19 protein-coding genes are annotated in these 21,592 nt (G+C 63.3%); 8 read left to right on the plus strand and 11 right to left on the minus strand.

Annotated features, from left to right (window positions below; all coding sequences use genetic code 11):
• Positions 1-106 precede the first annotated feature (106 nt).
• Positions 107-316 (minus strand): cold-shock protein, encoded by a 210-nt coding sequence (locus ACTIFK_RS01770; protein WP_439541317.1) that lies wholly within the window; start codon positions 314-316, stop codon positions 107-109.
• Positions 317-1,087: 771 nt separating this feature from the next.
• On the opposite strand from ACTIFK_RS01770, the gene ACTIFK_RS01775 reads away from it, so the two are divergent.
• The 7 genes from ACTIFK_RS01775 to ACTIFK_RS01805 all read left to right on the plus strand — a co-directional run bounded on the left by ACTIFK_RS01775 (position 1,088) and on the right by ACTIFK_RS01805 (position 7,972).
• A complete protein-coding gene (locus ACTIFK_RS01775; RefSeq protein ID WP_439541318.1) occupies positions 1,088-1,468 on the plus strand; it encodes a hypothetical protein in 381 nt (126 codons plus the stop codon).
• A 58-nt stretch (positions 1,469-1,526) separates the two neighbouring features.
• Entirely contained in the window at positions 1,527-2,447 is a 921-nt protein-coding gene (locus ACTIFK_RS01780; RefSeq protein WP_439541319.1) for a LysR family transcriptional regulator, read from the plus strand.
• Between the two features lie 258 nt (positions 2,448-2,705).
• A complete protein-coding gene (locus ACTIFK_RS01785; RefSeq protein ID WP_439541320.1) occupies positions 2,706-3,905 on the plus strand; it encodes an NAD-dependent formate dehydrogenase in 1,200 nt (399 codons plus the stop codon).
• A 55-nt stretch (positions 3,906-3,960) separates the two neighbouring features.
• Positions 3,961-4,473 (plus strand): HPP family protein, encoded by a 513-nt coding sequence (locus tag ACTIFK_RS01790; RefSeq protein ID WP_439541321.1) that lies wholly within the window; start codon positions 3,961-3,963, stop codon positions 4,471-4,473.
• A 125-nt stretch (positions 4,474-4,598) separates the two neighbouring features.
• On the plus strand, positions 4,599-5,978 hold the full coding sequence (locus tag ACTIFK_RS01795; protein ID WP_439541322.1) for a sensor histidine kinase: 1,380 nt from the start codon (positions 4,599-4,601) through the stop codon (positions 5,976-5,978).
• Positions 5,975-6,643, plus strand: a complete 669-nt coding sequence (locus ACTIFK_RS01800; RefSeq protein ID WP_439541323.1) for a response regulator — start codon at positions 5,975-5,977, stop codon at positions 6,641-6,643. Before ACTIFK_RS01795 ends, ACTIFK_RS01800 begins: the two co-directional genes overlap by 4 nt.
• 306 nt (positions 6,644-6,949) lie before the next feature.
• Complete coding sequence (locus ACTIFK_RS01805; RefSeq protein WP_439541324.1) at positions 6,950-7,972, plus strand: phenylacetaldoxime dehydratase family protein; 1,023 nt, start codon at positions 6,950-6,952, stop codon at positions 7,970-7,972.
• Between the two features lie 128 nt (positions 7,973-8,100).
• On the opposite strand, the gene ACTIFK_RS01810 is transcribed toward ACTIFK_RS01805, so the two are convergent.
• From ACTIFK_RS01810 to metB, 10 genes are all read right to left on the minus strand, one after another.
• A complete protein-coding gene (locus tag ACTIFK_RS01810) occupies positions 8,101-9,003 on the minus strand; it encodes an RlpA-like double-psi beta-barrel domain-containing protein (protein WP_439541325.1) in 903 nt (300 codons plus the stop codon).
• Between the two features lie 213 nt (positions 9,004-9,216).
• A complete protein-coding gene (locus ACTIFK_RS01815; RefSeq protein WP_439541326.1) occupies positions 9,217-10,524 on the minus strand; it encodes a porin in 1,308 nt (435 codons plus the stop codon).
• 31 nt (positions 10,525-10,555) lie between these two features.
• Positions 10,556-13,240 (minus strand): nitrate reductase, encoded by a 2,685-nt coding sequence (locus ACTIFK_RS01820; protein WP_439541327.1) that lies wholly within the window; start codon positions 13,238-13,240, stop codon positions 10,556-10,558.
• A 3-nt stretch (positions 13,241-13,243) separates the two neighbouring features.
• Positions 13,244-13,570, minus strand: a complete 327-nt coding sequence (gene nirD / locus ACTIFK_RS01825; protein ID WP_439541328.1) for a nitrite reductase small subunit NirD — start codon at positions 13,568-13,570, stop codon at positions 13,244-13,246.
• A gap of 4 nt (positions 13,571-13,574) precedes the next feature.
• On the minus strand, positions 13,575-16,025 hold the full coding sequence (nirB, locus tag ACTIFK_RS01830) for a nitrite reductase large subunit NirB (RefSeq protein WP_439541329.1): 2,451 nt from the start codon (positions 16,023-16,025) through the stop codon (positions 13,575-13,577).
• A 21-nt stretch (positions 16,026-16,046) separates the two neighbouring features.
• On the minus strand, positions 16,047-17,339 hold the full coding sequence (locus ACTIFK_RS01835; protein ID WP_439541330.1) for an MFS transporter: 1,293 nt from the start codon (positions 17,337-17,339) through the stop codon (positions 16,047-16,049).
• A 277-nt stretch (positions 17,340-17,616) separates the two neighbouring features.
• Positions 17,617-18,846: a CmpA/NrtA family ABC transporter substrate-binding protein gene (locus ACTIFK_RS01840; protein ID WP_439541331.1), complete on the minus strand. Its 1,230-nt coding sequence runs from the start codon at positions 18,844-18,846 to the stop codon at positions 17,617-17,619.
• A complete protein-coding gene (locus tag ACTIFK_RS01845; RefSeq protein WP_439541332.1) occupies positions 18,843-19,451 on the minus strand; it encodes an ANTAR domain-containing response regulator in 609 nt (202 codons plus the stop codon). The genes ACTIFK_RS01840 and ACTIFK_RS01845 overlap by 4 nt, the downstream gene beginning before the upstream one ends.
• A gap of 192 nt (positions 19,452-19,643) precedes the next feature.
• On the minus strand, positions 19,644-19,784 hold the full coding sequence (locus ACTIFK_RS01850) for a hypothetical protein (RefSeq protein ID WP_439541333.1): 141 nt from the start codon (positions 19,782-19,784) through the stop codon (positions 19,644-19,646).
• Between the two features lie 37 nt (positions 19,785-19,821).
• Positions 19,822-21,003 carry a cystathionine gamma-synthase gene (gene metB, locus ACTIFK_RS01855; protein WP_439541334.1) on the minus strand — a complete coding sequence of 394 codons (1,182 nt, stop codon included), beginning with the start codon at positions 21,001-21,003 and terminating at the stop codon, positions 19,822-19,824.
• 104 nt (positions 21,004-21,107) lie between these two features.
• On the opposite strand from metB, the gene ACTIFK_RS01860 reads away from it, so the two are divergent.
• Positions 21,108-21,590, plus strand: coding sequence for a MarR family winged helix-turn-helix transcriptional regulator (locus tag ACTIFK_RS01860; protein WP_439541335.1), 483 nt, complete (start codon positions 21,108-21,110; stop codon positions 21,588-21,590).
• Positions 21,591-21,592 lie beyond the last annotated feature (2 nt).

Below are 21,592 nucleotides of genomic sequence, written 5' to 3' on the forward strand. Positions count from 1 at the left end.
TATCAACATTTTTGCGCCTGCATCCGCCGACGCTGAACAAGCAAAAATGGCCGCCCCGCGAGGGACGGCCAACTCTGCCGGCGCGTAAAGTTTCGCGCCATGGCGCTTAGGCAGCGGCGATCGTGCCGACTGCGATCTTGCCTGTGCGGCGATCTTCCTGCGTGTCGAACGAGACCTTCTGGCCTTCGTTCAAGCCGCTCATCCCTGCGCGCTCAAGGGCAGTCGCATGGACGAAAACGTCCTTGCTGCCGTCGTCCGGCTGAATGAAGCCGAAGCCTTTTTGAGCGTTGTAGAATTTAACGGTACCGGTGTTCATCGTGAGTTCCTTAGTCTGGATAGGCAATAAGCGTTTGCGCGCGCATATGTACGCGGCAAATGCGGCTATACGATTTTGAGATTGTCTGAGCGCAGGCCCAACATGGTGGGCAAACGGCCTGATTGTCTGGCCAAAACCGATGGAGGTATTAACACCATTTAAGTCGCAACGGCAAAGTATTTATCTTGCCGGGACCGGCACGACCGGCGCCACGTGCCTGAGTTGATCAATTAAGGCGGCGGGATGGCCGATGACGGGCCGCGAAATCCGCACATCGGCGGGCCTAAGCTCCACGGATCCGGGCTTTAACCTCGGTCGCCCGGCCCGTTCACACTCAAGCCCATCGTCCTCGCGGCGCCTGCCCGTGACGAGCGGCACACATGACATCGCCCCCCTCGCCGAACGCCGAGGCAGACTATTTCTCCGATATTGCCGGTGCGGATCTGCCCGACGCTCAACAGTGAAGGCGAGAGATCAGGTGCCGGCTCACGGTGGTCAAACGTGGTTGCCGTCCGCCATTCATCGATCGCATCACCCTCGACGATGGCTCGATTCGCCGCTGCTGAGAGAACCTCAGTGCAAGCGGCTACGAGCGTCATGACTACGCGGAGGGACGGATGTGAGTCCGCCTCGCTTGAGGTGCTCAACGCATCGATAAAAGCAGCCAATGGACTGACGGATTCGACAAGCCAACTCCGACGCGGTTGAATCTTGCGCACAAGTCACAACGGCATTACCGCTATATCCGTTCAAGCATAGCGGAGCGCGCTGATGTCGATCAATGTCAAAGAAATGACGACCTATGCCATCAGCGATGATGGAAAGACCGTCACGCTCAGCCTCGTGGATGAGGACGGCAAGCCCGCATCGCTGCGGTTTCAGATTCCCGACATCGGCAATCTGTCCATGACCTTGCCGAGCCTCATCGAAGCCGCGTTGCGCCGCCAGTTGCGAGACGGTTCGTTCCGATACGCCTACCCCATCGGCTCCTGGTCCATCGAGCAGGCCACGGATCCGGCTTCCCTCATCGTGACACTGCGCACGAAAGACGGGTTTGGCGTCAGCTTCTCGATGCCCCGCGGGAACGCTCTGCTGCTCGCCGATTCCTTGTCAGAAGTCGATGCAAGGCCGACAGCCATGCTTGCGCATTAACAAAACTATACTATTTTAGTATAGATATATTGGGCATGTCGCTACCTATGGAAGATCGATGTTCATTCGCCAGATGACGTACCTCGTCGCTCTCGCGCGCGAAAAGCACTTCGGTCGCGCGGCCGAGGCGTGCAATGTCACACAGCCCACGCTGTCGTCCGGTCTCAAGGCGCTGGAACGCGAGCTCGACATGCGGCTCGTGCATCGCGGACCGCGATATATCGGCCTCACGCCGGAAGGCGCGCGCGTTGTCGATTGGGCCAGCCAGATCATCTCTGACTACCAAAGTCTGAAGCAGGATGTGGAGGTGTTTCGGGGCTGCCTCAAAGGCACCCTCAAACTCGGCGTCATCCCCGCCGCGATGCCAGCCGTGGCCGAGCTTACGACGCCATTCTCGACCAAGCATGTGCAGGTTTCGATCGAGGTCCACTCCATGACCTCGGCCGAGATCCAGCGTGCACTTGATAAGTTCGAGTTGGACGCCGGCGTCACCTACCTCGAGAACGAGCCGCTTCAGCATGTGCGCAAGGCGGCGCTCTATCGCGAGCGATACCTTTTCGTGACGAGCCGGTCGTCTCGAAGAGACACCGATGCCGTCATCACGTGGGAGGAGGCAGCCGCAAGCAACCTTTGCCTGCTCAACGAGAGCATGCAGAACCGCCGGGTCCTGAACAACCTGGCCCGCTCCGTCGGTCTGGATCTCACGCCGACCGTCACGACGAATTCTTTCCTTGCGGTCTGCTCCCACGTCTGCAGCGGAAAGTGGTCGAGCATCATTCCACACACATTCGCCTACATCTTCGCAGGCTGCGAGGATCTCATCTTTCTCCATCTCATCGATCCCGTGCACACGCAGACGATCGGCATCGTCACCACCGATCGCGATCCGCTGCCGCCGCTGGCGCGTGCGTTCATGGCGAGCGCGACACGCCTCAATCTTGAACGCGACTTCGGCAGCGCCAAGCTCGAACCTGCCTGATTGATCCGCTCAATCACGCCGTTAAGCAGATCAATTTGACCTGCCGGGCCGCAGATCTCACACATGCCGCGTCGCAACGGTCCGTTTCAGCAGAAAAAAATCAACCGTTGCGGTGAGGAAGCGCGAGGAGCGACGCACGAGCGGCCTGAACGAACGGCCTGATCGCGCATTCGTCCTTTAGACATCGTTCGATTCGATCGACCGGCACCCGCCGGCCGAAACGCTGCCTCTTGGCCCATGTCATGATGGAGAACCTCAATGGCTAAAATCGTATGTGTGCTCTACGACGATCCCGTCACCGGGCATCCCAAGTCCTACGCCCGCGATGATATTCCCAAGATCACCAAATATCCCGACGGACAGACGACGCCCACCCCATCGGCGATTGACTTCAAGCCCGGCGAGTTGCTTGGCAGCGTCTCGGGCGAACTCGGCCTTCGCAAATTTCTGGAGAAGGCGGGCCATACTCTGGTCGTCACCTCCGACAAGGACGGCGCAAACTCGAAGCTCGACCAGGAGCTGCACGATGCCGAGATCGTCATCTCGCAGCCGTTCTGGCCGGCGTACATGACGGCGGAGCGGATCGCCAAGGCGCCCAAGCTCAAGATGATCGTGACCGCCGGCATCGGCTCGGATCACACCGATCTGCAGGCTGCCATGGATCGCGGCATCACGGTCGCGGAGGTCACCTACTGCAATTCGAACAGCGTGGCCGAGCATGTCGTGATGCAGATGGTCTCGCTCGTGCGCAACTACATCCCGTCCTACAACTGGGTCATCAAGGGCGGCTGGAACATCGCCGACTGCGTGGCGCGGTCCTATGACATCGAAGGCATGCATGTCGGCACGGTCGCCGCTGGCCGCATCGGCCTGCGCGTTCTCCGCCTCTTGAAGCCTTACGATGTCCATCAGCACTACATGGATCGTCACAAGCTGCCGGATGCGGTGGAGAAGGAGCTGAACCTCACCTATCACTCCAGCCTCGAAAGCCTGACCAAGGTTTGCGATGTCGTGACGTTGAACTGCCCGCTCCACCCGGAGACGGAACACATGATCAACGACAAGTCCTTGAAGAACTTCAAGCGCGGCGCGTACCTCGTGAACACCGCGCGCGGCAAGCTCTGCGATCGTGACGCCATCGTGCGCGCGCTCGAAAGCGGCCAACTCGCGGGCTATGCCGGCGACGTCTGGTTCCCGCAACCGGCGCCGCAGGACCATCCGTGGCGGTCGATGCCGCACCACGGCATGACCCCGCACATTTCGGGCACCTCGCTCTCTGCCCAGGCCCGGTATGCGGCTGGTACGCGCGAGATCCTCGAGTGCTACTTCGCGGGCACGCCGATCCGCAACGAGTACCTCGTTGTGCAGGGTGGCAAGCTGGCGGGCGTCGGCGCCCATTCCTACAGCGCCGGCAACGCAACCGGCGGCTCGGAAGAGGCGGCCAAGTTCAAGCGCTAGAACCCAAGCCGGCGGGCGGGCATTCCACCTGCCGGCTTTTCTCTCCGAGGGCATGATGACGAGTGTTGATCAACCGCTACAGGGGCGGCGGAGCACGACCCGCATTGCAGCGTGGCTTGCGGTGCGCCCATGGCGAAACGCGATCATGGCTGGCGTGGGTGGCGCGCTTGCCATCGGAGCGCTGGCTCTCGCGAACGACGCCGCGGTACTTTCGCTCCTTATTCCGCCCTTCGGCGCGAGTTGCGTGCTGGTCTTCGGGGCGCCAGCCAGCCCCTTCGCACGTGCACGCAATGTCATCGGCGGGCACCTCGTTTCGGCGGCGGTGGGTTTGCTGATGGTTGCTCTTTTTGGCGCCGGTCCCCTGGGGCTCGCTCTCGGCGTCGGACTGGCCATTGCGGCCATGATGCTGAGCGACACGGTTCATCCCCCGGCGGGGGCCAATCCTGTCGTGGTTGCGCTTCTCAATCCCGGTTGGACGTTCCTACTTGCGCCAATCCTCATTGGCGCGACGACGATCGTGGTCCTCGGATTGGCCTATAATCACCTGCGATCGCGCATCACGATCTGAACCGCGCTCGCCGAGCCAAGCCGTACTTTCCCAGCCGGTCTACCGGGCATTTTGCCCGCAGAGAGGCCGGAGACCTTCTCATCCGCGATGGATATGCCACAATCCCTCAAAACCGGAGGGAACAGATGCGCCTTCTGCCGCTGTTGATTTTGCGCCTGATGGGCGTGGTTCTTCTTTGCCTGGCCCTGGCCATCGGCTGCCTGATCTACGATGCGCATCGCTCGATCGAAAGCGACGTCTCGGCGACCGCGGCGCGCGTCAACAGCCAACTGCAGGGTCTGTACTGGCACCGTTTGCTCTTGCGCAACGGCATGGAGGGCGGAAATCTGATGCCGCTGCCCGAATGGAAGTCGGTCTCGACGCAAAGCATCATCTCTCCCGGCGTTTGTGTGACGTTCGCGCCTCCTGGTTCAGATCAACAAACGCTTTGCAGCCAAGTCGAAGTGCTAGGCCCGCCGGCGCCGCAGTGGTTCGCAACGGCGTATCTCGGTCTGCTCGGGCGGCACGAAGCCATCGCGCAGCCGCTCTCCCTTCGCGATGCGACGGCCGGCGTTGTTGCGACGAGCGCCGAACCGGATGCGGCGCTGCGTAGGGCCTGGCGGGAAGTTTCAACGGTGGTCAAAATTTCGGCGATGATGGCTGGGGGCATAGCCATCCTGGCGGCCTTCATCGTCGGTCACGCCCTGTTGCCGGCTCGCGCCATCATCGATGCACTTCGCAGGCTTGAGGAAGGACAACTCGCGCTGCGGCTTACAAGGTTCAGAAGCACGGAGTTCAATCATATCGCGAACGCGGTCAATCGGCTGGCCGCGACGCTGTTCCAGACCCACTCGGAGCGCTTGGCCCTGACGAACCGGCTCTTCCAGGTCCAAGAGGACGAACGTCGAGCGCTCGCGCGCGATTTGCACGATGAGTTCGGTCAGGCCCTCACGGCCACATCGGCGCTTGCAACGCTGATAGAAAGCGGCGCACCGGCTGACCGGCCCGATATCGCGAAGGACGCGCGCTCCATTGCAAAAGCGCAATCGCATATGATGGATGCGCTGCGCTCCACCCTCGTGCGGTTGAGATCTCAAAGCATCGAGGAGGTCGGCTTGGAGGCGAGCCTCCGGCAGCTCATCAACGACTTCAATGCGCAGTCGAACACCGGCACCGTGTTCAAGTTGCAGATGTCGGGCAGCATTGCCGATCTGCACAAGCGCATCGCGGTCGATCTCTACCGGATCGTGCAGGAATGTTTGACGAACGCGTCGAAGCACGGCCGGCCTACCGAAGTGAGCGTCCGCCTCGAGCATGTCATGGATCGTGCGCCGCACGTCTCCTTGACCGTCGAAGACAACGGCGGCGGCGACGTCAGCAAGGTTCGGACCTCGTCGGGACACGGGATTCTCGGAATACGCGAAAGGCTTGCGGGACTCGGAGGAGCCCTCTCGATCGGTAATGCCCCGCGTGGACTTCGCATCCTCGCGATCGTGCCTGTTGGGCCGCCGGCTGCATTCGCATGAGCGGCGTATCCATCCTGCTTGTCGACGATCATCCGGTGGTTCGCGAGGGCTATCGCCGCCTGCTCGAGCGTCGTCCGCAATTTTCGGTGTGTGCCGAAGCCGAGGATGTGACGGCAGCGTATGCCGCCTACAAAGCGCACAAGCCCGACGTCGTCGTTATGGATTTGACTTTGCAAGGCGCGAGCGGGCTCGAAGCCGTGCGCCGCATCCGCGATTGGGACAAGGACGCGCGGATCCTCGTGTTCACCATGCATGCCGGTTCGGCCTATGCGCTGAAATCCTTCGAAGCCGGTGCGAGCGGCTACATCACCAAGAGCAGCCCTCCCGGCGATCTGATCAAGGCCGTCGAGGTCGTGGCCCGCGGGGGCCGCGCGTTGAGCGATGACATTTGCCAGGCGCTCGCGGCGGATCAATTGAGCGGCGCGAACCCCGCGATTGGAGAACTGTCGCCGCGCGAGACGGAAATTCTCAGACTTCTGGCCACAGGCCTGAGCAGCGACGCGATTGCCCAGCTTCTCAATCTAAGCCAGAAAACCGTCCGTAATCACCATTACACGATCAAGGCAAAAATCGGCGCCGAGAATGATGCGCATCTCGTGTGGCTGGCTCTCAGCGCAGGACTGATCAGTCCCGATATGCTCGCGGGAATGACCACGCAGCAATGAGCGGGCAAATTGCCTAGCTGGGCCGGGCACGCTGCTCTGGTGCGCTTTCTCAATTTCGCCAAATATTGGACGTGGGCCTCAGTCCACGCATTCGGCCGAGCCGGTGCCCGACACTGGCTGCCCGACACTGGCATGCCCATGCGATGGGCGATCGACGAACCGCTGGAAGGAGGCGCGCTCACTAAGCTCACAACAAGACGACGCGCTATATTCGCTGGTATATGACGTGTTGCCGCCATCAACCGGCGGTCAAAAAAACAAATCGGGAGGACGACAATGCCTTTGGACTCTTCAATCCCCAGTCACTTGAGATGCCCACGTAGCCGCCACCGTCGCGTCAGCGACACGTGGAAACCGCCCTACCCCGCATTTTCGGCGCTGGTCGATCCGTCCGTCGAGCAGATCGTGATGGCCTACTTCGGCGTTCAGTCGAAGGGCGACGACATGCGCGCGAAGACCTGCGCTGCCTTTCAGACAATCCGAGACAGCCTGAAGCTGACTGACGGACCTGAACGTCACGACCTCGTGCAGTTCGTCGACGCAGACGGCTACTTGAACCTGATCGTCGTCGCCTATTGGCAAGATCCAAAGAAGCATCAGAACTGGACCAACTCGCCCGACATCGCCGGTTGGTGGGCCTCCGACGACCGGCTTAACGAGGGCGTCGGTTACTTCCGGGAAGTCCTCAGCCCCCGCATGGAGCAGTTCGAGACGATCTACACGCACGACAACGGACCCTTCGAAGGCGTCAGCATTCTCTTCGGCAATATGAGCCAACCGATCTTCGAGCACGGGTACTGGGGTTCTATGCGCGATCGCCTGCCGGTCTCACAGAACGACACCATGGAGCCGACCGGCCAACTGACGGTATCGCAAGGCCAACCGAAAGCCGGAGGCCGCGTCGTCATCCGTGGCCACCAGAATTTGTGCTTGATCCGATCAGGCGAGGATTGGAGCCGAACGAAGGACGAGGAGCGCCGCGTTTGGTACGAGGACATCGAACCCGTGCTGCACCAGGGTATGAACTTTCTCCGGGACGACGGCCTCGAGGTCGGCTGCTACACCAACCGCTACTGCCATCACATGGATGAGGATGGCAATCTGCTGGAAAAGGGGTTTGGCGTCAGCCTTTGGAACTCCCTCGCCGCTCTCGAGCACTGGGGTGAGTCCCATCCCACCCATCTGCAAATTTTCGTAACGTTCATGCGCAACGTGCACAAGTTCACCGATCTCACGCTCTATCACGAGGTCTCGGTGTTCGACGCGGCCAACCAGCATTTCGAATACATCAACTGCCATCCGAAGACCGGCGTGCTTCGCGCGGTCTAGTGTGAGAAGCGAAGAGCGGCGTCGCTCGCAATGAGCGGCGCCGTTTTCAAGCACAAGACTCTAATTTATGCGGCAGGACGCGATCCGGACGCAGCCTCCGCTACGCAATAGGAGGCCGGCGTCAAACACTACCGATCCTGAGTGGACACCTGACGGCCGTCCGCTTCGCTCGTCGCGCCGCCGGTCGAAGCAAGTGACCGCTGGGCCCTGAAGGTGGCTCGGGTCACGAGACGTGGGCCCTGCACAAGTCGCACGCCCCGATTCATCAATCGCGGAGGGGAGCGCAACATCACCAGCTCGCGGGCGAGCGAGGGTGAGACCGCGAGCTGCGGTTTGGGCACGAGGCCATTCTCCAGCGCGGCCGTTTCCATATTCTCGCCGTCCTCACGGACGTCGAAGCGCCCCTGAGCCGCCTCGAGCGCGATGTCGACGGTCTCGAACCTGCCTAGGTAGCCCGGAACCGGTGGGTACTCACGCTTGCGCACGTAGCTCGCCTCGCCCTTCGTCGGCGATTGCAGGACATTGATGACAAGTGCCGCCACACCCTGCTTGCGGAAGCCGAGCTTCTCCGCGGCGGCGCGCGATACGTCGAGCTTGCGCTTTCCGCTGTAGGGGCCGGCGTTGGTGACCCGCAGCACGGAGGCGTCGCCGGTCTTTGGATTGTAGGCGAGGATGACGGTGCCGTCCGGCAGCAGCGGGCTCGCGGCGTTATCGGGGAGATCGGGGCGGAACACGGCGCCTGAGCTTGTCAGTCCGCAGGGATTCAGGCGGTCGAGACGGCAACTGTCGTAATAGGAGGCGAGCACATAGCCGCGCCAGCCGACGAGCGTATCGGTCTGCGCCAGCGTCCCGACGCGATGGCAAAACCCATGGAAGCAGTAGCGGGCGCCGGGAGACTTTGCCTCCGCAGTCGGCACGGCCGCCCCGCCAACGACGAGGACCGCGCCAGCGCTGACAAGGGCCGGCAGCGCAAGCCGCCACCCAGTGGCAAACGAGGCTGCAGCACGCAGCGGATACTTCTTTCGTGACATATGACGCGAGCCGATTCGCTAAGATCAGTTTTCCGACTTGCGGGACAACCGTGGCAAATGTTTGAGCAGACTCGCTCAAGCACGGTAAACGCACACTTAATGACCCGTGCGAAATGGCGTTCGCACATCGCCCTAAGTGGCCTCTAAATTGGCGAGATCTCGTCTCGCGAGGGCGAGGCGAGACGTCAATCCGCGGGAGCGGAGCGCTCTCCCTCAAAAATTGATCATGGCGCCGGTCGACACGGTGCGCAGATCCTCAAGCTGGCCTATCGCTCCGGCACCCGTGATGTCGGCGCTCTGCTGGCGGAATTTGATCCAGAGCGACATCGACGCCGCATCGAGTTCCTGCACGACGCCGCCGCCCACGCTTTCGAGTTCGCTCGACGTGATGGCGAGCGCAAGCGCGGCCGGTCCGAGCTGATCGCGATACCGGCCGTAGTCGCCGTAGAGAACAGTCGCGCCGAGAGCGGTCCATTTCTTCCTGACGCCAGCCTTGACGTACCAGTGCTCGCCGTCGGGTGGCGTCACATTGCCTGCGAGGATCGTGCCGCCATTGTCCTCATGGCCGTAGGCGCCATGGAGGAACAGTCCGCTCGCCAGGTGCTCGGCGTAACCGCCGGCCTGGACGTAGCTGGTATCTTTCTTGAGGATGCTTGCGACAGGGACCGTCAGGCCCTCGTCCGTGCTTTCGGAATAGCCGACGCCGAAAAGAACCTTGAACCCGGCGAACTCGCCCGCGTAGCGGCCGGCAAGCTGCCAATCATCGTCCTCGCCCCAACTCGCGGATGCGCTGAAGCCCGCCATGACAGGCGTGTCGTAGCGCACCGCGTTCATGACCAGGCCATCGCAGTCGCCGCCGAGCGGCGCGTTCTGCGCATAGCAGTAGCTCAGCTGTCCCCACGTGAGGGATGCTGGCGCCAGATCGCCGCCTCTGCGCACGATGAACTGCGGGAAGCCCGAAAGAAACGTCTCGTTGTCGATGACCTGCGTACCCGATTTGTCGGTGAACATGGCCGCGCTTTTGGCCGCCGGTGCGAGCTTGCCGACGCTTACCGTGCCGAGCGCCTTGCTCTGGACGTACCAGTAGGACATCTGCAGGTTCAGCCCCTGGCTGAAGTTGGCGTTGTTCTGGTCAAGCGCCGCCGTGCCGCTGCGGCCGAACGGATTGTCCTGCAGATTCTGAATGCGCATCATATAGCCGGCCGTCCAGCCCGGCGCGATCACCGCCTCGCCGTTGAGCTTGACGTGGCTCGCCTGTGTGGGGCCGAGCCCATGCAGGTAGACGTTGCTTTCGCCGCCATCGTCCCACCACGTGATCTCCTGCGCCACATAGCCGGAGATCGCCAGCTTCACTTTGCGCGTGCCTTTGCGCGCTGTGGTCGCCTCGAGCTCCGCGATCCGCTCCTCGAGGTCGGCGCAGCAATCCCCGCCGAGGTCGGCCGCCTTCGCGCTCCCCGCGACGGCGCAGAACGACAAGGCGATGACGAGCATCGACATCGGAGGTGCAGACGGTCTGGTCATTCGGGATATCCACATCGGCTTTCAGGTGCTCTCAGTTGGCGGTGGCGATCAGTGGCCGGCTGGCGGCCGCCCGCTGTTCGTGAATGATCCTGTTGATCTCGGGGCGGCAGGATCCGCAGTTGGTGCCGGCCTGGGTGGCCTCGCCCACAGCCGCGACGGTGCAGCAGCCGCTGGCGGCGGCGCTACGAATTTCGTGCGCCCCGATGCCGAAACAGGCGCACACAATTGCACCTCGATCGACGCTGCCGGCGCCCGGGCGGCCTGCGAGAACTGCAGTGCGCTTGCCGAGCGCCGGATCGGCTGCTGCGAGCTGCGCAACGGCCCAATCGCGGGAGACGGCCACCGGCTCGGGCGCCAGGAACAGTAGCCCCGTGAGGTGGCCGTTGTCGTAGGCCGCGAAACGCATGCGGCCGGTCTCGGCGTCGTGGTAGACGACGGGCTCGCTCAAGCGGCCGAAAAGCTCACGGGCATACGCTGACCAGTCTGCGGGATTGCTCGCGAAAGCAAGCTCGGCACGCCAGCCGCCGCTGCACTTGGCCGTCGCCCAGTACTCGGCAGAAATCTTGGCCGGCCTGCGCCGAAACACAGCGAAGCCGTATGTCGCCGCAACGAAGCGCTCGATGCGCGCGGGGACATTCTTCGACGCCGGCTGGCCGGAGACCGGATCGGCGATGCCGGGGACCAGGCAGTTGATGCGCGCGCTCGACGCGAACTGGTCGTTCCAGTGCATCGGCACGAAAATCGAACCCGCCTGCTGACGCGAGGTCAGAAGAGCGCGGACGAGCACCGAGCCACCGAGCCCCGTCGACACGCGCACGAGATCGGCGTCACCGACGCGGGACCGCGCGGCATCGCCGGGATGAATTTCCACGAACGGCTCGGCGTAATGCTGAGACAGGCGCTGGCTTTTGCCGGTGCGGGTCATCGTGTGCCAGTGGTCGCGAATGCGCCCCGTATTGAGGGTCAGGGGGAAGCCCGGCGGCGGCGGCTCGCGGTCTGCAAGCTGGACAGGGATCAAGCGGGCCTTGCCGTCGGGAGTGAAGTAGCGGCCATCGGCAAACATGCGTTGGGCTCCAGCGCGGCCTGCCGGCCGCGGCCACTGGAACGGCGCGAGATCCTCGTAGGCGGCGGGGCTCAGGGTTGTGCATGCGCCGATGTCGAAATCGCGCGAGCCGTCGTTTTCGAACGCCGACAGCGCGGCATGCTCGGCAAAGATTTCGTCCGGCTCGGCGTAGGAAAACGCATCGCGATGACCCATGCGCTTGGCCACCTCGGAGATGATCCACCAATCGGGACGTGCCCCGCCCGGCGCACGAAGAAAGCTGCGCTGGCGCGAAATCCGCCGTTCCGAGTTCGTGACGGTGCCGCTCTTTTCGCCCCATGCGAGCGCGGGGAGCAGCACGCCGGCGTGCCGGCAGGTGTCGGTATCGGCCGTCACGTCGGACACGACGACGAACGGACAGGCCGCGATGGCATCCTTGACGTTGCCGGCTTCGGGCATCGACACGACAGGGTTGGTCGCCATGATCCACAGCGCTTTGATACGGCCGTCGGCCACGGCGCGAAACATGTCGACGGCTTTGAGACCCGGCCTCGTCGCGATCGTCGGCGCGCGCCAGAAGCGCTGCACGCGGTCGCGATCTTCAGCCACCTCGATCGCCATGTGGGCCGCAAGCATGTTGGCGAGGCCACCGACCTCACGCCCTCCCATCGCGTTCGGCTGTCCGGTGACCGAAAACGGCCCCATGCCCGGCTGACCGATGCGGCCCGTCGCCAGATGGCAATTGATGATCGCGTTGACCTTGTCGGTGCCTGACGACGACTGATTGACGCCCTGGCTGTAAACGGTGACCGTGCGGCCGGTGGCGGCAAACAGGCGGTAGAACTCTTCCAACGCGGTCAGGGACAATCCTGTGCGTTGCACCACAGTGTAAGGATCGAGCAAATCGGCGGCGCGCAGGGCGTCGGCAATGCCCGACGTGTTCTCGGTGATGTAGGTCGCGTCAAGCGACCGGAAACGCCCCATGTAACTCAGCAGCCCGAGAAACAGCGCGACGTCGCCGTCCGGCTTGATGGCGAGATGCAGGTCGGCGATGTCGGCCGCGGCCGTGCGGCGCGGATCGATGAGGACGACCTTCATCTCCGGCCGCTTCTCCTTTGCCGCCGCGATCCGCTGATGGAGCACCGGGTGGCACCAGGCGAGGTTGGAGCCGACGAGCACGATCAGGTCGGCCAGCTCCAGATCCTCGTAGCAGCCGGGCACCGTGTCCGAGCCGAACGCGCGGCGATGCCCGGCGACGGACGAGGCCATGCAGAGGCGCGAATTCGTATCGATGTTGGCCGAGCCGATGAAGCCTTTCATCAGCTTGTTGGCGACGTAGTAGTCTTCGGTGAGGAGCTGGCCGGAGACATAGAAGGCGACCGAATCCGGGCCGTGCTCGCGGATCGTCTCGTTGAACCGCGCGGCCACGAGATCGAGCGCTGCGTCCCAGCTCGTTCGCTCGCCGGAGACTTCCGGGTAGAGTAAGCGTCCCTCGAGGCCGATCGTTTCGGCGAGCGCCGAGCCCTTCGAGCAGAGCCGCCCGAAGTTCGCGGGATGGTCCGGATCGCCGCGCACGCTGACTGCGCCACCTGCGTCGACGTCCGCCAGCACGCCGCAACCGACGCCGCAATAAGGGCACGTCGTCTTCACGCAGATCGGAGCGGCCATGTCCATGGGTCAGGCGGCCTCTACGGCGACATTGCTCGCAATGTAGATCTGGCCGCCTTCGACCTTGAGCGGAATGGTGCGCACGCAGCCTTCGTCCGCGCCCTGCGCCTTGCCCGTTTCGAGCGAGATGACCCAGTTGTGCAGCGGGCACGTCACGGATGCGCCATGCACGATGCCCTGGCTCAACGGACCGCCCTTGTGCGGGCAGCGGTCGTCGATCGCGAAGACGCGGTCATCCCCCGTGCGGAAGACGGCGACCTTCCCGGCCGGCGTTTCAATGCAGCGCGCGCCGCGCTGCGGGATATCGGCGATCTGCCCAATCGAGACCCAGTGCATGATGTCACTCCGCTGCCTGAGGGAGCCCGACCGCCGCGAGCGGCCGGAACTCGTGCTTGTGGAGACCCGAGACGCGCTCCGACCAGGGGTCGACCTGGGCGAACTTCTGCGAGTAGACGAAGCGGTCGAAATAGGCGCGGCGGCGCTCCTGGTCGTCGAGGATCTGACGGCGGATCTCGTCCGAACCGACACGCTTGGCCCACTTGTAGATGCGCTCGAGGTAGCGCCCCTGCTCGCGGTACATCTGCGTGAGGGCGACGATGACCTCCAGGGCCTCATCCTCGGTTTTGACGAGGCCGAGCACCTCGGTGCCCTTGATGTCGAGGCCGGCCGCGCCGGCAAAATGAATCTCGTAACCACTGTCGACGCACACGACGCCGATATCCTTGCAGGTCGCTTCGGCGCAGTTTCTCGGGCAGCCCGAGACAGCCATCTTGAGCTTGGCGGGCGTCCATGAGCCCCACATAAACTTCTCGATGCGCACGCCGAAGCCGGTCGAATCCTGCGTGCCGAAGCGGCACCAGTCGCTCCCGACGCAGGTTTTCACCGTGCGCAGGCCCTTGGCGTAGGCGTGACCCGAGACGAAGCCGGCCTTGCCGAGGTCGGACCAGACGGACGGCAGATCCTCCTTTCGGATTCCTAGCATGTCGATGCGCTGGCCGCCGGTGACCTTCACGGTCGGGATCTGGAACTTGTCCACGACGTCCGCGATCGCGCGCAGCTCCTTGGCGTTGGTCACGCCCCCCCACATGCGCGGCACCACGGAATAGGTGCCGTCCTTCTGGATGTTGGCGTGCACGCGTTCGTTGATGAAGCGCGACTGGTAGTCGTCGGCGTACTCACCGGGCCAATCGCAGACCAGATAGTAGTTGAGCGCCGGGCGACACTTGGCGCAGCCGCACGAGGTTTTCCACTCGAGCTCCTGCATGACGGCATCGATGCTTTTGAGCCCCTTGGCCTTGATCAGGCGTCGCACGTCGTCGTGTCCGAAGGACGTGCATGCGCACATCGGCTGGACGGCGACGGGATTGTAGGCATCGCCGAGCGTGCACTTCATGACCTGCTCGACGAGGCCCGTGCACGAGCCGCACGAGGCCGATGCTTTCGTGTGCGCCCGCACGTCGTCGAGCGTGGTCAGGCCCTTTTGCTGGATCGTCTCGGTGATCTTGCCCTTACATACGCCGTTGCAGCCGCAGATTTCTGCGTCATCGGGCAACGCTGCAACGGCCGCCATAGGGTCCAGCGGCGAACCGCCCTGATAGGCTTGGCCGAAAATCAAAGTGTCGCGCATCTCCGAGATGTCGACGGCCTTCTTCTTAAGATCGTTGAACCACGCGCCGTCAGCCGTCTCGCCGTAGAGCACGGTGCCGACGATGCGGTTGTCCTTGAGCACGAGACGCTTGTAGACACCTGCCGCCGCATCGCGCAGCACGATCTCCTGCCGGTCGTCACCGTCCGCGAAATCGCCGAGAGAGAACACGTCGATGCCGGTGACCTTGAGCTTGGTGGGGGTGTCGCTGTGGACGAAGCCTGGCACCGTTTCACCGGCCAGCTTGGCGGCTGCGACCCGCGCCATCTCGTAGAGGGGCGCGACGAGGCCGTAGACGTGGCCGCCGACTTCAGCGCATTCGCCGAGGGCGAGAATGTCGGGATCGGACGTTTGCATGTGGTCGTCGACGACGATGCCGCGATTGGTGTCGAGGCCAGTCTCCTTAGCCATCCACGCATTGGGCCGGATGCCCGCAGCCATGACGACCAGCGTCGCCGGGATAACGCAGCCGTCCGCAAGCGCGACGCCTTCCACCCTGCGCTCGCCGAGGATTGCCTTGGTCGATGCCTTCGTGATGACCTTGATGCCGCGGTTCTCAAGCTCGCGTTCGAGCATGTAGCCCGCCGCCGGATCGAGCTGACGCTCCATCAGGCTTGGCATGAGATGCAGCACGGTCACGTCCATGTCGCGAGCCGCGAGACCGGCCGCGGCTTCCAGGCCGAGCAGGCCGCCGCCGATGACGACGGCCTTGGCCCGCGATTGGGCGGCAAGCAGCATGGCGTTGACGTCGTCGAGATCGCGATAGGAGAGCACGCCGGGAAGCGTGTTGCCCGGCACGGGAAGAATGAACGGCTCCGAACCGGTCGCAATGACCAGCTTGTCGTAGGGCGCCGTCACCCCCTTGTCGGAGACAATCGTCCGCGCCGCGCGATCGATGGCGACGACCTTGTGGCCCTTGTAGAGGGTGATGCCGTTCTTGATGTACCAGCCGTCACCGTGAATGATGATCTGCTCATAGTCCTTTTCGCCGGACAGCACGGGCGACAGCATGATGCGGTCATAGTTCACGCGCGGCTCGGCGTTGAAGATGGTGATTTCGTAACGGCTCGGGGCTTTCTCGAGCAGGTGCTCGAGCATGCGTCCCGGCGCCATGCCGTTGCCGATGATGACGAGCTTTTCGTTCATGGTGCGGTGCCTCCTTGCTCGCTATTCGGCTGCGACGACGGATTGACGCGACAGGCTTTGTTCCGCCCTGGAGCCGCCCGGCTGCAGGCGGCGGACGGTGACGTCCATCCACACCAGCAGGCCCGCAACAATGACGAACAGGAGCATGAAGCAGCTCGACCAGACGCCCGTGAGATCGTTGAGCGCACCGAAAGCGATCGGCAGCACGAAGCCACCCAGCCCGCCGATCATTCCGACGAGGCCGCCGACCGCACCGACGTTGTTGGGGTAATAGGAGGCGATGTGCTTGAACACCGCGGCCTTGCCGAGGCTCATGAAGAAGCCGAGCACGAAGGTCGCGACGATGAAGGCGCCGACACCGATCTCGAAGTGCGAAGAGATATCGCCCTTGATGCCCCGCACGACGTAGCTGGTCGGCGGCAGAGACAGGACGAGGGTCGCGACCGCCGAGACGGCCAGGCTCCAGTACATCACGCTGCGCGCGCCGATACGGTCGGAGAGCACGCCGCCATAGGCCCGGAAGACGCTTGCCGGGATCGAATAGAGAGCGCCAATCATGCCGGCCGTGGCGATATCGAAGCCGTAGACGCCGATCAAATAGCGCGGCAGCCAGAGCGCGAGGGCGACGAACGCCCCGAACACGAAGAAGTAGTAGAACGCGAAGCGCCAGACACGCGGATCGCGCAACGCGGACAGCTCGAGCATGAACGGCTTCGCGGCCGCACCCGATTGACGCCGTTCGAGAAGCACCGGATCATCCACAGTGGTGACGAAGAACGTCAGCGCCATGACGGCCAGCACGACGGCCCAGATCACGGCGACCGTCTGCCAGCCCCATGCGAGGAGGACGAACGGCGCGGCGAATTTGGTGACAGCGGCGCCGACGTTGCCGACGCCGAAGATGCCGAGCGCCGTGCCCTGCTGCTGCTGCGGGTAAAAGCGTGACACGTAGGCGACGCCGATGGCAAACGACCCGCCGGCGAGTCCGACGCCGAGGGCTGCCACCAGCATTTGAGAATACGTGGTGGCGAATGCCAGCAGCAGGGTCGCCGCGCTTGTGGCGAGCATCGTGACGGTGAAGACGACGCGGCCGCCGAAGCGGTCGGTCCAGATGCCGAGAAAAATGCGTGACAGCGAACCGGACAGGATCGGCGTGCCGATCAGCAATCCGAATTCGGTTTCGGACAGTCCCAACTCGTCCTTGATGCGCACGCCAATGATCGAAAAGATCGTCCACACGGCAAAACACACCGTGAAAGCCAGGGTCGACATCCACAAAGCGCGTCCCTCCGCGCTCGACATCCCCAGTTGCATCGATCGGCCTCCTGCTGAAACAGCCAAAAAAAAAGCTGCCGGCCAAACCCCTGCGCAGTGCGCAATGGCTTGAACGGCAGCTTTGCCTGATGGGCGCCCATCGTTGGGCACCGGAGCCGTTCCTGAGCCGCCCGCGCCAATCTTTGGCGCTGCAGCATTTCTCAGAAACGACCTGATATCGGAGTCTTACGCGCGCCGACGGATCATCGGCAAGTCCAAAGAATAGACAAAACACGCTTCAGCGGCACAAAATTTGTGCAGCGCACGCAGAGGCCCCTCAGCGCTTCTGGGCGTCGATGTAGGCGTCGAGCCGGTCGGGATCGAACAGCGCGCCATCGAAGAATCCATCCGGGCCGAGCATCAGACTTGCTCCCGCCGAACCGACCGGCGTTGGCGCGACGAGCGCGCCTTCCACTTTGGCGTTCGCCGCGGGAAGCGCGATGCCGAGCGGCTTCAAGGCGCTGCGGTAGACGTCCGGCCGATACGTTTCGCGCGTGATCGCGACGTTCTCAGGCGTGTGCGCGACCTGTCCCCACCGCACCATCTGCGAATAGAACCAGAGCGCGTGGCTCTTCCAGGGAAACGTCGCCGCCTTGGCGAACGGCACGAAGAAGTCCTGCACCTGCTGGATTTCTCCGCCGCCGACATCGAGCGCGCCCGAGAGGCCGTGCAGCATCCACTCAGCGGTACGGTCGATGACCGCCCGCGCGGCCAGGATCTCCGCAAGCTCGCGATGGTTCTGGGTCGCACCGCACCACTGCGCGGAGCGGCACAGGGCGCGCAGCAATGCGGCGAGAGCGTCCGGCTCGCGTTCGGCCCAATTGGCCGCGACACCCAGCACCTTCTCCGGGCTCGAGCGCCAGAGCGCAGCCTTGACGGTCACGATGTGGCCGATGCTCGCCTTTGTCGCGGCGGTGCTCCAGGGCTCACCGACGCAATAGCCATCGATCGAACCGCTCGCGAGCGCGTCGGCCATCAGAGGCGGCGGCACGAACACGATCTCGACGTCCCGCTCGGGGTCGATTCCGCAGGCTGCAAGCCAATAGCGGAGTTCGTAGTTGTGTCCGGAGAAGGGATGGACGACGGCGAAGCGCAAGGCCGCTTCCCGCGTGCCCTCCTGGTTCGTGATCACGCCTCGCAAAGCGCGCCCCGCAACAGCGGGGTCGAGCCCGGCTTCGGCACCCTGCGCGCACATGCGGCCCCACAGCGCATTCGAAACCGTGATTGCGTTGCCACCGAGACCGAGCGCGATCGGCGCGATCGTCTTCGTCGCGAGCGGTGCGAGGCCGAGGTTCGCCGCAATCGGCATAGGAGCCAGCATGTGCGCGACTTGGAAATGCCCGACAGCCATGCGGTCGCGGATGTTGGCCCACGAGGTTTCGCGCACGAGTGTGAGATCGATTCCTTCCGTGGCCGCGAAACCCTTCTCCTTCGCGACAACCAGAACTGCGCTGTCGAGCAATGGCATGAAGCCGGCGACGACCTCGTATGAACGGCGCTCGCTCATGTGTCCTCCGGCGGAGCCAACAGGCCGGCGGCCGTGATCAAGCTCTCGGCAATCTCGGAAATCTTGCGGTTCTGATTCATGGCCGTCTTGCGCAGAAGCGCGTAGGCTTCCGCTTCCGGCAAGCCGCGCGTCTTCATCAGGATGCCCTTGGCGCGGTCGACGAGCTTACGGCTCTCGAGCTGGGATCGCGCCTCTTCCAACTCGCGCGACATGCGCGCGAATGCATTGAAGCGGCTGATGGCCATGTCGAGGATCGGCTTGACGCGCTCGCGCTTCAGTCCGTCGACGACGTAGGCCGAGACGCCCGCCTCCACCGCCGCTTCGATCGCCGCCTGGTCGGAGCGGTCGACGAACATCGCAATAGGCCGCTTCACGACGCGCGAAAGCTGGAACATGCTCTCCAACACGTCGCGATTGGGGTTCTCGAGATCGATGACGATGACGTCCGGCGAGAGGTCGGCAATGCGGCGCGCAATGCCGGCGACGTCATGCACGATGGTCAGCTTTGTGTAGCCCGCGTCGCGCAGCCCATCCTCGATGACCGCGGCGCGCAACCGGTTCTCATCGATTATGAGAATGGACAGTGTGATTTCTGCTTCGGACATCCGGTCGCTCTATCAGAGGCGCAGCGCCTTAGCATGAAACATCGCCGCGCAGCAAATCCTCAGCGTGGAGCCCAATCCTTGCAGCTTCCCGGTCGTTAGCTGATTTGCCCTCCAGAATGACACGTCGATCCACAACCAACGAAGGACCGGCATCGATTTCTTCGCGCACCTCAGGCTTTAGACGCCTGCTCACTACCACAACGGTGCAACACCAAAATGCACGGCCAGGAAACCGGCAACGAGGATGCCGTGGAAAATGAGCACTTTGACGGGCTCGATCTCGGACGCTCCGGCTTTGCGTTCAAGATCTTGTTTGCTGGGGTCGAATAGCATGATCGTCCTCCTCCTTCTCAGCCGCTCCATGTCCCCCCTACGAGGCATGTGCTTCTCTCGCTTCCGCCGCGGCGTCGAGCGCACCTTCTAGATCTTCGATCAGGTCGCTTTCCGCCTCGAGGCCCACCGAAATCCGCAAAAGGCCGTCGGTGATGCCGGCGGAGCGTCGCGCATCCGCATCCATGCCTGCGTGAGTCATCGTCGCGGGGTGCGCCACGAGGCTCTCCACCCCGCCGAGCGACTCGGCGAGCGTGAATACCTGCACCGCCTCCACGAAACGGCGGACGGGTTCTATCCCGCCGGTGAGCTCGAAGCTCAGCATCGCGCCGAAGCCGCTTTGCTGGGCCTTGGCAATAGCGTGCCCTGAATGAGACGGCAGCCCGGGGTAGTGAACCTTCGCGACCGCCGGGCAACCTTCGAGGTACTTGGCAATGGCGAGCGCGGTCTGCTGCTGTTGCGCCACGCGCGGAAAAAGCGTCCTGATCCCCCGAATGGTCAGATAGGAGTCGAACGCGGAGCCCGTGACCCCGACCATATTCGCCCATGCAGCCAGGACATCGGCATCCGCCTTATCCTGGCAAACAACCGCACCTCCCACGACATCCGAATGCCCATTGAGGTACTTTGTCGTCGAATGGACGACGTAGTGCGCGCCCAGAAGAAGAGGCCGTTGCAGCGCGGGGGACAGGAAGGTGTTGTCCACTACGACTTTTGCCCCGCTCTCCCGGGCGCGTTTGGTGATGTGCCGGATATCGACCACCCGCATCAAGGGATTGCTGGGCGTCTCGATCAGCACCATGGTAGGCGACGCGGCGAAGGCCGCATCCAATTGCTCTGGATCTCCCAGGTCGGCGAACATCACGTCGAAATGCTTGAGGTCGCGGCGCGCGGAGAGGAGGCGGTGCGTTCCTCCGTAGCAATCATGCGGTGCGACGAGAAGGTCATGGGACCTGAGCTGACTGAACGCGAGATCGACCGCCGCCATTCCCGACGAGACGACAACCGCCCCCTGCCCGCCTTCCAGCTCCGCCAGAGTCTCGGCCAAGAGCGATCGCGTCGGATTTGAGGTGCGGGAATAGTCGTGGGCGCGCGCGCGCTCGAAGCCTTCGAAGGAATAGGTCGTCGAAAGGTAGATCGGCGGGACCACCGCGCCGAAGGCGGTATCCGACGCAATTCCATTTCGCGCCGCGACCGTTTGTGGATCTTTCCGTTTTGTCATATGCGTCGCATCTCACGTCAGCCGCAAACGAAGCCGACCGCCAGTCGGCGATGGATCCGCCGCGCAGGATACTATATCGTAACACGATAGATCAAGAGGGCACCATGGCGAAAGCCGCTGCACAGGGCAAGTTTGCAAGGACTAGCTATGAGGCCCTCGCAGACTTCCGCCACGCGCTGAGACGTTTTTTCGCTTTCAGCGAGCAGGCTGCGGGTGGTGCCGGTCTCAGCCCACAGCAATATCAGGCGCTGCTGGCAATCATGGGCGCCCGGAATGACCTCGGTATTGGCGACATCGCCGAGCGGTTGATGATCCGGCACCACACCGCCGTTGAGCTCGTCAATCGTCTTGAGAAAAATGACTTCGTGACCCGGATCAAGGACCCGCGAGATGCGCGGCGCGTTTGCGTGAAGCCCACGGCCACGGCGGAGCGGCTCATGAAAGGCCTCGCGTCAGCGCACCTTCAGGAGTTGAAAGGGATACGCCCGGTTCTGCAGCAGTTGCTCGACCAGTTCGAGCCAGCGCCGGCGGAACCCGAAAAACGCACGACGGGCGGCCCGCGCTCGCGGAGAGGCATGACACCATGACG

Origin of the sequence: Hyphomicrobium sp. (assembly GCF_051860585.1) — a bacterium.
Classification (GTDB): domain Bacteria; phylum Pseudomonadota; class Alphaproteobacteria; order Rhizobiales; family Hyphomicrobiaceae; genus Hyphomicrobium_C.